The 13,190-nt window shown below is 64.7% G+C and carries 14 protein-coding genes; 9 read left to right on the plus strand and 5 right to left on the minus strand.

Features of this window, described 5'->3' with window-relative positions:
• Window positions 1-34 precede the first annotated feature (34 nt).
• The 7 genes from leuB (at window position 35) to K9B33_RS14685 (ending at window position 5,605) form a co-directional block, all read left to right on the plus strand.
• Window positions 35-1,078, plus strand: a complete 1,044-nt coding sequence (gene leuB / locus K9B33_RS14655; RefSeq protein WP_224549797.1) for a 3-isopropylmalate dehydrogenase — start codon at window positions 35-37, stop codon at window positions 1,076-1,078.
• Between the two features lie 82 nt (window positions 1,079-1,160).
• The gene (locus K9B33_RS14660) at window positions 1,161-1,580 is read left to right on the plus strand and encodes a hemerythrin domain-containing protein (RefSeq protein WP_224549799.1); all 420 of its coding nucleotides are present in this window, start codon (window positions 1,161-1,163) and stop codon (window positions 1,578-1,580) included.
• A gap of 87 nt (window positions 1,581-1,667) precedes the next feature.
• Window positions 1,668-2,666, plus strand: coding sequence for a threonine dehydratase (locus K9B33_RS14665; RefSeq protein ID WP_224549801.1), 999 nt, complete (start codon window positions 1,668-1,670; stop codon window positions 2,664-2,666).
• Complete coding sequence (locus K9B33_RS14670) at window positions 2,663-3,871, plus strand: trans-sulfuration enzyme family protein (protein WP_224549803.1); 1,209 nt, start codon at window positions 2,663-2,665, stop codon at window positions 3,869-3,871. Before K9B33_RS14665 ends, K9B33_RS14670 begins: the two co-directional genes overlap by 4 nt.
• Before the next feature lie 32 nt (window positions 3,872-3,903).
• Window positions 3,904-4,302 carry a Co2+/Mg2+ efflux protein ApaG gene (gene apaG, locus K9B33_RS14675; RefSeq protein WP_088182769.1) on the plus strand — a complete coding sequence of 133 codons (399 nt, stop codon included), beginning with the start codon at window positions 3,904-3,906 and terminating at the stop codon, window positions 4,300-4,302.
• Window positions 4,299-5,090 carry a LysR family transcriptional regulator gene (locus K9B33_RS14680; protein ID WP_224549805.1) on the plus strand — a complete coding sequence of 264 codons (792 nt, stop codon included), beginning with the start codon at window positions 4,299-4,301 and terminating at the stop codon, window positions 5,088-5,090. The genes apaG and K9B33_RS14680 overlap by 4 nt, the downstream gene beginning before the upstream one ends.
• A gap of 104 nt (window positions 5,091-5,194) precedes the next feature.
• Entirely contained in the window at window positions 5,195-5,605 is a 411-nt protein-coding gene (locus K9B33_RS14685; protein WP_224549807.1) for a hypothetical protein, read from the plus strand.
• Here K9B33_RS14685 and K9B33_RS14690 read toward each other — a convergent pair.
• Window positions 5,586-6,905 carry a serine hydrolase gene (locus K9B33_RS14690; RefSeq protein WP_224549809.1) on the minus strand — a complete coding sequence of 440 codons (1,320 nt, stop codon included), beginning with the start codon at window positions 6,903-6,905 and terminating at the stop codon, window positions 5,586-5,588. The two genes, K9B33_RS14685 and K9B33_RS14690, sit on opposite strands and share 20 nt — an antisense overlap.
• Entirely contained in the window at window positions 6,902-8,878 is a 1,977-nt protein-coding gene (gene parE, locus K9B33_RS14695) for a DNA topoisomerase IV subunit B (protein ID WP_224549811.1), read from the minus strand. The genes K9B33_RS14690 and parE overlap by 4 nt, the downstream gene beginning before the upstream one ends.
• A gap of 157 nt (window positions 8,879-9,035) precedes the next feature.
• Here parE and K9B33_RS14700 point away from each other — a divergent pair, with 157 nt between their 5' ends.
• Window positions 9,036-9,875, plus strand: a complete 840-nt coding sequence (locus K9B33_RS14700) for an outer membrane protein (protein ID WP_224549813.1) — start codon at window positions 9,036-9,038, stop codon at window positions 9,873-9,875.
• 69 nt (window positions 9,876-9,944) lie between these two features.
• Here the strand turns inward: K9B33_RS14700 and K9B33_RS14705 are convergent, their stop codons facing one another.
• Window positions 9,945-10,640, minus strand: a complete 696-nt coding sequence (locus K9B33_RS14705) for a GcrA family cell cycle regulator (protein ID WP_224549815.1) — start codon at window positions 10,638-10,640, stop codon at window positions 9,945-9,947.
• 117 nt (window positions 10,641-10,757) lie between these two features.
• On the opposite strand from K9B33_RS14705, the gene K9B33_RS14710 reads away from it, so the two are divergent.
• Window positions 10,758-11,618, plus strand: a complete 861-nt coding sequence (locus K9B33_RS14710; protein ID WP_224549816.1) for an ABC transporter permease — start codon at window positions 10,758-10,760, stop codon at window positions 11,616-11,618.
• A 15-nt stretch (window positions 11,619-11,633) separates the two neighbouring features.
• Here K9B33_RS14710 and K9B33_RS14715 read toward each other — a convergent pair whose 3' ends face one another.
• Window positions 11,634-11,774: a hypothetical protein gene (locus tag K9B33_RS14715; protein ID WP_224549817.1), complete on the minus strand. Its 141-nt coding sequence runs from the start codon at window positions 11,772-11,774 to the stop codon at window positions 11,634-11,636.
• On the minus strand, window positions 11,767-13,071 hold the full coding sequence (locus tag K9B33_RS14720) for a UDP-glucose dehydrogenase family protein (RefSeq protein WP_224549818.1): 1,305 nt from the start codon (window positions 13,069-13,071) through the stop codon (window positions 11,767-11,769). The genes K9B33_RS14715 and K9B33_RS14720 overlap by 8 nt, the downstream gene beginning before the upstream one ends.
• Window positions 13,072-13,190 lie beyond the last annotated feature (119 nt).

Below are 13,190 nucleotides of genomic sequence, written 5' to 3' on the forward strand. Positions count from 1 at the left end.
TAAGGGGCAGCCACGCAATATAAGGAGTCTCGCCATGTTGATCGCCCTGTTCCCCGGAGACGGCATCGGTCCCGAAATCGTCGCACAGGCGACCCGCGTGCTCGATGCGCTGGCGATCGATGGCCTGACCTATGAGGACGGACTGGTCGGTGGCGCGGCCTATAAGGCGGTCGGCCATCCGCTACCCCCCGAAACGCTGGAGATCGCCAGGCGCGCAGACGCCATATTGTTCGGCGCGGTCGGCGATCCCGACTGCGATTCGCTGGAGCGCCACCTGCGCCCCGAACAGGCGATATTGGGCTTGCGCAAGGAATTGGGCCTCTTCTCCAACCTGCGCCCGGCCAAGGTCTTCCCCGAACTGGCCGACGAATCCGCGCTACGCCCCGAAGTCGCCAGCGCCATCGACCTGCTGATCGTCCGCGAAACCAATGGCGACGTCTATTTCGGCGAAAAGGGCTTCCGCACCACCGCCGATGGCCTGCGCGAGGGCTATGACGTCATGTCGTACAACGAAGCCGAAGTGCGCCGCATCGCCATTGCGGGCTTCGAAGCGGCCCGCGCCCGTCGCGGCAAGCTCTGCTCGGTGGACAAGGCCAATGTACTGGAAACCAGCCAGCTCTGGCGCGACGTGGTGATCGCCGTGTCGGCCGACTATCCCGACGTGGCGCTGAGCCACATGTATGTGGACAATGCCGCGATGCAGCTGGTCCGCAACCCCGGCCAGTTCGACGTCATCGTCACCGGCAATCTGTTCGGCGATATCCTCTCCGACCAGGCCAGCATGTGCGTCGGCTCCATCGGGATGCTGGCCTCGGCCACGCTGAACGGCGGCGGCCAGGGCCTTTACGAGCCGATCCATGGCTCCGCCCCCGATATCGCCGGCACCGGCAAGGCCAATCCGCTCGCGACGATCCTGTCGGCGGCGATGATGCTGCGCTATTCGCTGAACCTGCCCGAACAGGCCGACCGGATCGAAACCGCTGTGGCCAAGGCGCTGGCCGACGGCGCGCGCTCGCCCGATCTGGGCGGGACCATGTCGACCGTGGAGATGGGCGACGCGGTTCTGGCTGTGCTCTGACCGCTCGGTTCGTCGCATAAGTCTCGGATGGACTTAATCTTTGCGTCCCCGGTCCGATCTAATCGGAAAATGGGGACGCATAATGCCGACGGAATTGAGACAGGATCATGATGCCTTGCGGGGCATGATGCGGGAATTTGCGCATGTCATGCGCACGCAGGGGCCCGAGGCGCTGCCGGACATCACCCGCAGACGCATCGCCTTTTCCCAGCTGTTCCGCGATCATATGGGCCGCGAGGACGCCTTGGTCGTCGCCTTGCGCACCGGGCGGACGGCGGTGCAGTCCGATCCGGTCGCGCGCGACCATAGCCGCGCCATGGTCGCGCTGTTCCTGCGCTACAGCGACCATATCAAGAACTGGACACCCGCCCGGATCGAACGGGACTGGTCGGGCTATCGTGACTCCGTGCTGGAATTGCAGCAGGGCCTGCTCGACAGGATGGCGTGGGAAGAGCAGCATCTGCACCCGCTGATGGCCGAGGCGCCGCGCCGGGCCGCTTAACAGGACTGGTCAGGAAGGGCCAGTTACAGGGCCAATTGCGCAGCATCGGTCCTGTCGTCGCGCCTGCGCGATCGATAGGGCGTTGCGATGACCGATTTTCCCCTGTCCAGCCTCCGCGCCGCCGCCCAGATGGTACATGCGCAAGTGCCGCCCACCCCTCAATACGCCTGGCCGCTGCTGGGCCAGCGATCCGGCTGCGACCTGTGGGTCAAACATGAGAATCACACCCCCACCGGCGCGTTCAAGGCGCGGGGTGCTATAACCTATATCGACTGGCTGCGGCGTACCCATCCAGAGGTGAAGGGCATCATCACCGCGACCCGCGGCAATCACGGACAGGCGCAGGTGCGAGCCGCCACCGCCGCCGGCATCTCGGCCACCATCGTCGTGCCGCACGGCAATGCGCTTGAAAAGAACGCGGCGATGCGCGCATTCGGCGCGACATTGATCGAACATGGCCATGATTTCGACAGCGCCAAGGCCGAGGCGATCCGTCTGTCGGCTCAGCAGGGCCTGTTCATGGTCCCGGCCTATCATGACGAACTGGTGCGCGGCGTCGCCAGCTACGGGCTGGAACTGTTCGACGCGGTGCCCGACCTCGACACCGTCTATGTCCCGGTCGGTTGCGGATCGGGCCTGTGCGGCACGATCGCTGCGCGCGACGCATTGGGCCTCAAGACTAGGGTCGTCGGCGTGGTGTCCGCCCATGTCGATGCGGCCAAGCGTAGCTTCGAAGCCGGACGGCTGATCTCCAGCCCAACCGCCTATACCTTTGCCGACGGCGTCGCGGTCTGCACCCCCGTCCAGGCGGCGCTTGACTATTTCGGGTCGCGCGCCGACCGTTTCGTGGGCGTCACCGACGATGAGGTGGCGCAGGCGATCCGTATCTACTGGCAGGATACGCATAACCTCGCCGAAGGGGCGGGTGCTGTCGCTTTGGCCGCGCTTTTGCAGGAAAAGGACCGAATGCGCGGCAAGAAGGTTGCGGTTATCCTCTCGGGCGGTAATGGCGACATGAGCCAGATGGCCGAGATATTGGGCGGCGCCACGCCGCAAGTGAATCAGGACATGCGGAAAGCGATATGAAGCGCAAGAGCGGACAAAATCCCGACATCACCAGGAACTGGAAGCCCGCGACGCTGGCGATCCGCGGCGGCACGGCGCGCAGCGAATATGGCGAAACGTCCGAAGCCCTGTTCCTGACCAGCGGCTACAGCTACGACCGGGCGGAAGACGCCGCCGCGCGGTTCGCCGGCGAACAGGTCGGCATGACCTATAGCCGCCTCCAGAACCCGACCGTGGAGATGCTGGAACAGCGTATCGCCCTGCTCGAAGGGGCAGAAGCCTGCCGCGCCACCGCCACCGGCATGGCAGCGATGACCGCGGCTTTGCTGTGCCAATTGTCCGCGGGGGACCATGTCGTCGGCGCCAAGGCCGCTTTCGGCTCGTGTCGCTGGCTGACCGATACGCTGCTGCCCAAGTTCGGGATTGAAACGACGACGATTGATGGCAGCGACACCGCGGCCTGGGAAGCGGCGATCCGACCCAATACCAAGGTCTTCTTCTTCGAAACCCCGGCCAATCCGACGATGGACGTGGTCGATCTGGCGGCGGTCTGCGCCATCGCCAAGGCGCATGGCATCACCAGTGTTGTGGACAATGCCTTCGCCACGCCCGCGTTGCAGCGGCCGATGGAATTCGGCGCTGACGTCGTCGCCTATAGCGCGACCAAGATGATGGACGGTCAGGGCCGCGTCCTCGCCGGCGCCATTTGCGGCACGCGGGACTGGATCGACAATGTGCTGTTGCCCTTCCACCGCAACACCGGCCCCACGCTGGCCGCGTTCAACGCCTGGGTGGTGCTCAAGGGGTTGGAAACGCTCGACCTGCGCATCCGTCGCCAGAGCGAAAACGCGCTCAAGGTCGCCGCCTTCCTGGAAGGGCGCGTCGCCAAGGTTCTATATCCCGGCCTGCAAAGCCATCCCCAGCACGCGCTCGCGATGAGTCAGATGGCCATGGCCGGCCCGATCTTCTCGCTTTATGTCGGCGGTGGCCGGGCGGAGGCGCATGGCCTGCTCAATGGCCTGGAACTGGTCGATATCAGCAACAATATCGGCGATTCGCGTTCGCTGATGACTCATCCGGCATCGACCACCCATTTCGGCATGGCCGAAGCGGCGCGGCTGGAAGTCGGCATCACCGAAGACATGCTGCGCCTTAATGTCGGGCTGGAGGATGCAGACGACGTCATCGCCGACCTCGATCAGGCGCTGCGGTCGATAGGGCGTTGACGAATGAGGGGGTTAGGGCGCATTTCTGAGACGTGAACGCGCTCTTCCCCTTCCACGCCACCACGCGGGACATCATCGTCCATGTCGCGGTCACCTTCCTGCCCGAACAGTCGGAGCCGGACCGGGGCCGCTGGTTCTGGGCCTATCATATCCGTATCGAAAATCAGGGTGACCAGCCGGTACAGCTCCTGACCCGCCACTGGATCATCACCGACGGGCGCGGCGCGCAGCATATGGTCGATGGCGATGGTGTGGTCGGTGAACAGCCGGTGGTGCAGCCGGGGAAAAGTTATGACTATGTATCGGGTTGCCCTCTCAATACGCCGACCGGGTCGATGAAGGGCAGCTATCGGATGATCGGCGTGGGTGGCGAGACGTTTGATGTCGCGATCCCCCATTTCGCCCTCATTGCGCCGGCGGTGGCCGAATGAAGCGGACCCATTTGCCGCTCAACGGCCTGCGCGTGCTGGATGCCGCCGCGCGGCACCTGTCCTTCACCCGCGCCGCGGACGAACTGGCGGTAACGCCGGCAGCGGTGGGGCAGCAGATTCGCGCGCTGGAGGACATGCTGGGCGTCGTTCTGTTCCGGCGCACACCTAAGGGACTGGAACTGACGCCGGAGACGGAAGCGGGCCTCGACGCGCTGCGCGCGGGCTTTCTGGAGTTTGAGGAAGCGGTGCGGGCGATGCAGGCGGGCCAGTCCAGCCATGCGCTGACCATCGCCGCGCCGCGCGACATCACCGGAAAATGGCTCCAGCCGCGGCTGGCCGCCTATGCCGCAGGCCAGTCCGACCTGACTTTCCAATTGATCGCGGCGGACGAGGCGCTCGATTTTACCGAGGCCAATCTGGACATCGCGATACGGCTGGCCGACGGTGCAGGCGAGCATGAAGGCGTCAAGATCGGCGAAGCTGCCTATGTCACGGTCGAGGCGGCGGCCGGTGGCCCCGACCATCGCATCGACTGGCCCGGTTGCCCGGCGGGCGACAAGCCCGCGATCATCCGCGTTGCCGACGGCGGCCTGGCGATCGAGGCGGCGGTCAGCGGCTTTGGCCGGGCGCGGGTGCCGCTGTTGCTGGCGCAGGCGGACCTGGCGGCCGGCCGGGTGCGGCAGGTGGGCGATACGACGCCGACCTTGCTCGCTTACTGGCTGATCGCGCCGCTGCCGCAGTGGCGGCAGAAGAAGGTCAGGGCGCTGGTCGAGGCGCTGACGAGCTAAGTCGCTCCATTGGGCGATGATGATTGGCAATGTCCGTGAAAAGCGGCCATGGACCAATATGTTACGGCTTTTAAGATCGTACCTGGCCACAGACCGAGGCGCCGATGTTTCATGTAGAATATGACCCCCGCGCCAATTGCCTGATGATGAAGGTCGAAGGCTTCTGGACGCCGGACAATGTCGTCGCTCTTGCAAAGGAAGTGGGATCGAAGGCCAATCACGCCAAGGCGATCCGTGACGATTTCAACGTTATCGTCGAATCCTTCGACTTCCCGGTGCAGGCGAACGACGTCGTCGATCTGCTCGCCGGCATCATGCGCAGCGGCATGACGCTTACCAGCGGACGGACGGCGGTGGTCGTCGGCAGCCAGTTGAACAGGGCGCAAGCGGAACGCACCCTAGTCCATCCCAGGGTGCGTGTGTTCCTGACCATGGAGGAGGCGCAGGGCTGGTTGGCGAATGGCGCCGGTCCCGCGCCGAGCGACCAGCCAAACCCTATTCCGCCAGCAGGTTAAGCGCCCTCGTCATCAACGCCACCAGCTTTGGTTCGTCCAGCCGCGCGGCGGGGTTGTTCCAACTGGCGCTGACCGCATACCAGCGGCCATTGCGCGCCTGCGCCAGCATGTTCATCGCCATCACGCCGGGTTCGCTGCCGCCCTTATAGCCCAGATAACGCCAGCGTTTCGCATCGGCGGGCGCGATGCCGGGGTTGACGGCCAGGACCGGCAGCGCGTCACCGCCATGCAGGCGCAGCCAGTCGAGCAGGCCGATCATGTCCTTTGACGAGGCGAACCATTCGATGCTGTCGATCGCCGTGGGAATTTCGGCGACGCTGCCCACATCCACTTTGGCGGCGGACAGGCGTGGGGCTGCGTCCTGCAACAGCGCGCGACGTTCGGCGACCGAGCCCGTTGCGTAGCGGCGGCGCAGATCGGCATTGGCCGGCATTTTGAGCGCGAAGGCTTCGGCGGTGCTCAGGATCGGCAGCACCTTGGCCGCATCGGCATGGCCGGTCGTGGCCAGCATGGCGTCTACCCGATCCCGCCCCAGCGCGCGCAGCAGCGTATCGCTCGCGCTATTGTCGCTTTCGGCGATCATCGCTGTGGCGAGGCTGTGCAGCGTCATCGGCGCGCGGTCGGGCCAGTTCATCAGCCGCCCGGAGAAGCTTTTCGGGCCGAGCGGAATGACGTCGCTCCAGCGCCGCTCGCCTGCCGCCGCGCGCGCCAGTTCGGCGAGAATATAGAGTTTGAAGCTGGAGCCTGTCGCCATCTGCGCGTCGGCGCGATGGGTGCGCAGCCACTGCGGACCCATATCGGTCAGTTGCGCGATCGCGAAGCCGGTGGTGCCGGGCAGGGCGGCGATGTCCGCCATCACCTTGTCCGGGCTGTCATTGGCGGTACGGGCGCCGACGATATGCAGGCCGACGACCAGATTGGGCGCTTGCGGCGCGACGACCAGGGTGAAGCCCACGGTCGCGCGCTCAAAACGGATTTCGACCTGACCCGCGGTGGCACTGTCGGTCCGCACCGCGCCCAGCGCCAGCGGCTTGCCATGCTGGGCGCGCAGATCGGCGGCGATGGCGCGCCAGCGGTCGACCGGCACGGCTTCCAGAAAGAGCGTGGAGAAATAGGCCTCCTCGCCGCCCGGGGCGCCGAGGATGGCGAGCAACTGTTCCGCGCGAGCCTGATAGGCCGGGGAGGGGGCCGCCTGTGCAGGGGACACGAACATGGCGATCAGCATCCATAAGCCAGCGATAAGGCGATGCAGCATGGCCAGGCGCACCGACTTCAGGGCAGAGGTGCGCCCGTCCTTCAAGCGTCGATCGCTTCCTCGTCCACCGCCGCGGCATTTTCCTGGATGAAGGCGAAGCGATGCGCGGGGTTGGTGCCCATCAGCCGGTCGACCAGATCGCGCACCTGCTGCCGATCCTCGATATCGTCGGGCAGGGTGATGCGGATCAGCATTCGGGTCTTGGGGTCCATGGTGGTTTCGCGCAACTGCATCGGGTTCATTTCGCCCAGCCCCTTGAAGCGGCTGACCTCCACCTTCTTGCCCTTGAACTCCTTGGCCATGAGCTGTTCGCGATGGGCGTCGTCCTTGGCGTAGAGGCTCTTGCCGCCCGCCACCAGCCGATAGAGCGGCGGCTGGGCGAGATAGAGATGGCCGCGCCGTACCAGTTCAGGCATTTCCTGGAAGAAGAAGGTCATCAGGAGCGTCGCGATATGCGCGCCGTCCACGTCAGCGTCGGTCATGATGACGATGCGCTCGTAGCGCAGATTGTCCGGGTTGCAGTCCTTGCGCGTGCCGCAGCCCAGCGCCAGGATCATGTCGGCGATTTCCTGATTGGCCAAGATCTTGGCGTTATTGGCGGACGCGACGTTCAATATCTTGCCGCGCAGGGGCAGGATCGCCTGGGTCTTGCGATCGCGCGCCTGCTTGGCGGAACCGCCGGCGCTATCGCCTTCGACCAAAAAGATTTCAGCGCCTTCCGGGTCATCGTTCGAACAATCCGTCAGCTTGCCGGGTAGGCGGAGCTTGCGGCTATTGGTCGCGGTCTTGCGCTTGACCTCTTTCTCCTGCTTGCGCTTGAGGCGCTCGTCCATGCGGTCGAGCACATAGGCGAGCAGCGCCTTGCCCCGATCCATATGGTCGGTCAGATAATGGTCGAAATGGTCGCGCACCGCATTTTCTACCAGTCGCGCGGCGTCGGGGCTGGTCAGCCGATCCTTGGTCTGACTCTGAAACTGCGGATCGCGGATGAAGACGGACAGCATGATTTCCGATGACGTCATGATGTCGTCGGCGGTGATGTCCTTGCCCTTCTTCTGTCCGATCAGTTCGGCAAAGGCGCGGATGCCCTTGACCAGCGCGGCGCGCAGTCCCGCTTCGTGGGTGCCGCCGTCGGGTGTCGGAATGGTGTTGCAATACCAGCTATAGCTGCCGTCCGACCAGAGCGGCCAGGCGACCGCCCATTCGACCCGGCCCGCGGTGCCGGGGAAATCCTGATTGCCCGAAAAGAAGACACTGGTCGCGCAATCGCGGTCGCCCACCTGTTCCTTCAGATGATCGGCCAGGCCGCCGGGAAACTGGAACACCGCTTCGGCCGGCGTATCGTCGCTGATCAGCGACGGATCGCATTTCCAGCGGATTTCGACGCCCGCGAACAGATAGGCCTTGGACCGGGCAAGCCGATGCAGCCGGGCCGGCTTGAACTTCTGTTCGCCGAAAATCTCGGTGTCCGGCACGAAACTGACCAGCGTGCCGCGCCGGTTGGGCGCCGCGCCGACCTTTTCCAGCGTTGTGACGGGCAAGCCTCGCGCAAATTTCTGGCGGAACAATTCCTTGTTGCGCGCCACTTCGACTACCGTATCGGTCGACAGCGCATTGACCACGGAAATGCCCACGCCATGCAGGCCGCCTGAGGTGGCATAGGCCTTGCCCTCGAATTTGCCGCCCGAATGGAGCGTGGTCAGGATCACCTCCAGCGCCGATTTGCCGGGAAATTTGGGATGCGCGTCCACCGGGATGCCGCGGCCATTGTCGGTGATGGTCAGCTTGTTGCCGGCCTCCAGCGTCACCTCGATCCGCGTGGCGTGACCGGCCACCGCTTCGTCCATGCTGTTGTCCAGCACTTCGGACGCCAGATGGTGCAGCGCACGCTCGTCGGTGCCGCCGATATACATGCCGGGGCGGCGACGCACCGGCTCCAGCCCCTCCAGCACCTCGATGGTGGAAGCGTCATATTGCGGCGTGGCGGGAGTGTTGGCGGCGAACAGGTCTTCTGACATGCGACAAGCTATAAGCGGGCGCGCGGCGGGCGCAAGCGTCGAGCCATGCCGGGCAGAAACGATATGTCACAAAGGGAATTGAAACAAAAGGGATGGCGGGTTCGTTAGCGGGGGGAAGACGGGCAGAAAACGGCCGGTCCGGCGAGGAGACTAATATATGAAGATCAACTTTATTGCGCCGCTTGGCGCCACCCTGGCGCTCGTCCTGGCGATGCCTGCGGTTGCCCAGGACAGCGCACCGGTGGACTGGACGGGGCCGTATGTCGGTGGCTCTTTCGGTTATAACTGGCAGAAGAAGGATGGCGCCGAACATCTGCGCTTCGATTCCGATGCTGACGGCGATTATGACGACGTCATCAGAACCGGCACGGGCGCCAACGCCTTCTCGCCCGGCACATGCGGCGGCGCGGCGCGGGGGTCGACTCCGGCCAGCGGTTGCTCCAGCGACAAGGACGCAATCGGCTGGATGGGCCATGTCGGTTATGACCGACAGTTCGGCAGCATCGTTGCGGGCGTCGTTGCCGAAGCCGGCAAGGCTTATATCAGCGACAGCGTGACCGAATATTCGACCACGCCGGCCTTCTACACCATGACCCGCCGGATCGACTATAACGCCAATCTGCGCGCCCGTCTGGGTTACACGACTCCCGGCGGCATCATGCCCTATATCACCGGCGGTCTTGCCTATGCGAAGGTGAAGAACAGCTTCAGCACCAGCAACGGCGCCAACAGCTTCACTGAAGTCGATCGCAAGGAAGATGGCTGGGGCTACACCATGGGTGGTGGTATCGAGGCCAAGGTGTCGAACAACTTCTCCATCGGCGCGCGTTATCTGTGGACCCGCTACAATGTCGGCGACTATCGCGTAGATGTCGGCGCGGGCACGGCCCCAGCTACCAATCCGTTCCGCATCACCCCGTCGGGCGGCGCCAGCATCAATCGTGGCGACAAGTTCGACACGCAGAGCGTGATGGTGACCACCAGCTTCCGCTTCTGAACATAGTCAATAAAGAAAGGCCCGGTTTCCAGATGGAAGCCGGGCCTTTCTTGTGTCTGGCGTGAAAGATCAGCGCACCCGCGGACCGCCGAAGGGCAGGGGTGGAGGCGGGCGGCGCGTGCCGCGCGGCAGTTGCGCCTGATAGGCGCGGCCGCAATGTTCGACGCAATAGGGAAATCCGGGATTCACCTGCTCGCCGCAGAAATGGAAATCGGGTTCACCCGGATGCCCCATCGGCCATTTGCAGATCCGTTCGGTCAGGTCGAGCAGCGTCGTCTTGTCCGCAATCTCGGCGCTCGGCTTGGCCGGCACCAGCCGGCGCGGCGGCGCGGGCGGAATCGGCGCCTGCTGGTCGCCCGGACCCTGACGCAGGAAGCCGCCGGGCCCGACCGAAATGATGCGGGGCTGCGGCGGCGGGGGCGGCGCGTCCGTGGCGGCGGCCGCCGCGGGGGCCGGTGTCGCAGGCGCTGGCGGCGGGGCGACCGGCGCACGCACGGGAGACGGGGGCGAGGCGACCGGCGCCGCGGCGCGGGGCGCTTCCACGTCCGGGGCGGCGGCGGGCTTGCGCTGGGCAGGGGCGGCCGCTTTCTTGGGCGTCTCGTTCGCCTTCACCGGCGAAGGACGGGATTGCAGGCCCAGGCGATGCGCCTTGCCGATCACCGCATTGCGGCTGACCCCGCCGAGTTCATCGGCGATCTGGCTGGCGGTCAGGCCGCGCTCCCACATCCCCTTGAGCTGGTCGATACGCTCGTCGGTCCAGGACAATGAAAAAACTCCTCACAAATCTTCTATGGCACCCTATATGGGAAGCCACGCCGCAGGTTCAAATCCTTGGACCTTCCCCCTTGCGGCATAACGGACCAGCCGATAGTCGATCCCACCATGAACGACCAGCCCAAAATTCACGCCGCGCCTGCGGCCCAGCCGCCTTTCCCCGAGCCTGGCGTCCCGCAGATCCGCAACATCAACTGGGCGGGCACCTGGGCGCTCTACGCCAAGGAAGTGCGCCGCTTCCTGAAGGTGCAACTCCAGACCGTCTGGGCGCCGGCGATCACGACGCTGATGTTCCTGGTGATCTTCATCGTGGCTTTGGGCGGCAGCGGGCGAACCGTGCTGCTGCGCGGCGAAGCGGTGCCCTTCGCCGATTTCATCGCGCCGGGCCTCATCATCATGGGTATGATCAACGCCTGTTTCGCCAATGCCAGCTTCGCGCTGATGGTGGGCAAGGTGCAGGGCACGCTGGTCGATTATCTGATGCCGCCGATCGCGGTGGGTGAATTGCTGTTCGCGCTGGTCGCATCCTCGGTGACGCGCGCGATGTTCGTCGGCTTCGCCCTGTGGCTGGCCATGGCCTTGTGGCCCGGCGTCCATGTCACGCCCGCGCATCTGTGGGCGGTCGCCTGGTTTGGCCTGCTCGGCACCAGCTTCATTGCCTTTCTGGGCGTACTGACATCGATCTGGGCGGAAAAATTCGATCATGGCGCGGCGATCACCAATTTCGTGATCGGCCCGCTCGCCCTGTTGTCGGGCACCTTCTATTCAATCGACCGGTTGCCGCCCGTCTTCCAGGCGATCAGCCACGCCAATCCGTTCTTCTATATCATTTCCGGCTTCCGCTACGGCTTCGTAGCGGCGGCGGACACCAATGTCGTGGTCGGCAGCAGCGTGTTGCTGGCGCTCAATCTGGTGCTGGGCGGACTATGCTACGCGCTGCTCAAGCGCGGCTGGAAGATCAAGGCCTGACCCACCAGCGCCGCTTCAGATGAAGGCGGCGAAGAGTGGTACGGCGATGCCCATCGCGAACAGCATCGCCGTCGCGATCAGCCAGTGATGCAGGCGGGGCCATGGGTGCAGAGAAGGCGGGGCGTCACCGGGACGCCCCGCCTTCTGCTTATCCACCGACGCGGGAGAGCGCGAGTCCGGCAGCGGCGATCTCGTTGGCGGGATAGATGTTGCGCAGGTCGATGAGCGCCTTGCCGGTCATGGTGTCGGCGAGGCGCTTCAAATCGAGTGCGCGGAAAATGTCCCATTCGGTGACGAGCACGACGGCGTCGGCGCCATCGGCTGCTTCATAGGCGTCCTTGGCCATGGTCACGGTGGGCATCATCGGCGCGGCGACATCCATGCCTTCGGGATCATAGGCGACGATCTTCGCACCGGCATCCTCCAGAGCCTGGACGATGGCGAGGCTGGGCGCGTCGCGCATGTCGTCGGTATTGGGCTTGAAGGTCAGGCCCAGCAGCGCGACCGTCTTGCCGCGGGCGTCGCCGCCCATCGCCTTGACGATCTTGCGGCCCATCGCCCGCTTGCGCAGGTCGTTGACCTGCACCACCGTTTCGACGATGCGGATCGGGGCGTCATGATCCTGCCCCGTCTTGACCAGCGCCAGTGTGTCCTTGGGGAAGCAGGAGCCGCCATAGCCCGGCCCGGCGTGCAGGAATTTGGAGCCGATACGGTTGTCCAGCCCGATGCCGCGCGACACGTCCTGCACCTCGGCGCCGACCGCTTCGCACAGATCGGCCATTTCGTTGATGAAGGTGATCTTGGTCGCCAGGAAGGCGTTAGCGGCATATTTGATGAGTTCGGCGGTGCGGCGACCGGTGAACATCAAAGGCGCCTGGTTGAGGTTGAGCGGGCGATAGACCTGGCTCATCACCGCGATTGCACGCTCCGATCCGGTGGTGCCCACGACGACGCGGTCGGGCCGCTTGAAGTCGCCGATAGCCGCGCCTTCGCGCAGGAATTCGGGGTTGGACACGACCTGAATATCAAGGTCGGGCTTGAGTTCGCGGGCGATCCGCTCGACTTCATCGCCGGTGCCGACCGGTACGGTTGACTTGGTCACGATCACCGCGGGCGCATCGAGCGCCGCCACGATTTCCCGCGCCGCAGCATAGACATAGCTGAGATCCGCATGGCCATCGCCCCGGCGCGACGGCGTGCCCACCGCGATGAAGATCGCGTCCGCGCCCTTGACGCCGGCGGCCAGGTCGGTGGTGAAGGTCAGCCGGCCCGATGCGGCGTTGTCCCCCACGAGCTTGTCCAGCCCCGGTTCGAAAATCGGCATCCGGCCGGACTCGATCGCCGCGATCTTTCCCGCGTCCTTGTCCACGCACACCACGTCATGACCGAAATCCGCAAAACAGGCTCCTGACACAAGTCCAACATAACCCGTGCCGATCATCGTGATTTTCATGGACTATTCAGCTCCGTATGACGTGGTGACTAGGCGCGGCTCTATCATAGTCCGCGTATATTTCAATTCGCTGCGTTGCAGCGGTGAATTTGGCGATGGCGTTCAGCCGCTGGTTACCA

Origin of the sequence: Sphingobium sp. 3R8, from assembly GCF_020166615.1 — a bacterium.
GTDB classification, from domain to species: domain Bacteria; phylum Pseudomonadota; class Alphaproteobacteria; order Sphingomonadales; family Sphingomonadaceae; genus Sphingobium; species Sphingobium bisphenolicum.

Excerpts from the sequence above, each read along its gene's own strand:
- leuB (WP_224549797.1), top strand. The coding sequence starts at position 35 with ATGTTGATCGCCCTGTTCCCCGGAGACGGCATCGGTCCCGAAATCGTC.
- K9B33_RS14660 (WP_224549799.1), top strand. The coding sequence starts at position 1,161 with ATGCCGACGGAATTGAGACAGGATCATGATGCCTTGCGGGGCATGATG.
- K9B33_RS14665 (WP_224549801.1), top strand. The coding sequence starts at position 1,668 with ATGACCGATTTTCCCCTGTCCAGCCTCCGCGCCGCCGCCCAGATGGTA.
- K9B33_RS14670 (WP_224549803.1), top strand. The coding sequence starts at position 2,663 with ATGAAGCGCAAGAGCGGACAAAATCCCGACATCACCAGGAACTGGAAG.
- K9B33_RS14680 (WP_224549805.1), top strand. The coding sequence starts at position 4,299 with ATGAAGCGGACCCATTTGCCGCTCAACGGCCTGCGCGTGCTGGATGCC.
- K9B33_RS14685 (WP_224549807.1), top strand. The coding sequence starts at position 5,195 with ATGTTTCATGTAGAATATGACCCCCGCGCCAATTGCCTGATGATGAAG.
- parE (WP_224549811.1), bottom strand. The coding sequence starts at position 8,878 with ATGTCAGAAGACCTGTTCGCCGCCAACACTCCCGCCACGCCGCAATAT.
- K9B33_RS14700 (WP_224549813.1), top strand. The coding sequence starts at position 9,036 with ATGAAGATCAACTTTATTGCGCCGCTTGGCGCCACCCTGGCGCTCGTC.
- K9B33_RS14710 (WP_224549816.1), top strand. The coding sequence starts at position 10,758 with ATGAACGACCAGCCCAAAATTCACGCCGCGCCTGCGGCCCAGCCGCCT.
- K9B33_RS14720 (WP_224549818.1), bottom strand. The coding sequence starts at position 13,071 with ATGAAAATCACGATGATCGGCACGGGTTATGTTGGACTTGTGTCAGGA.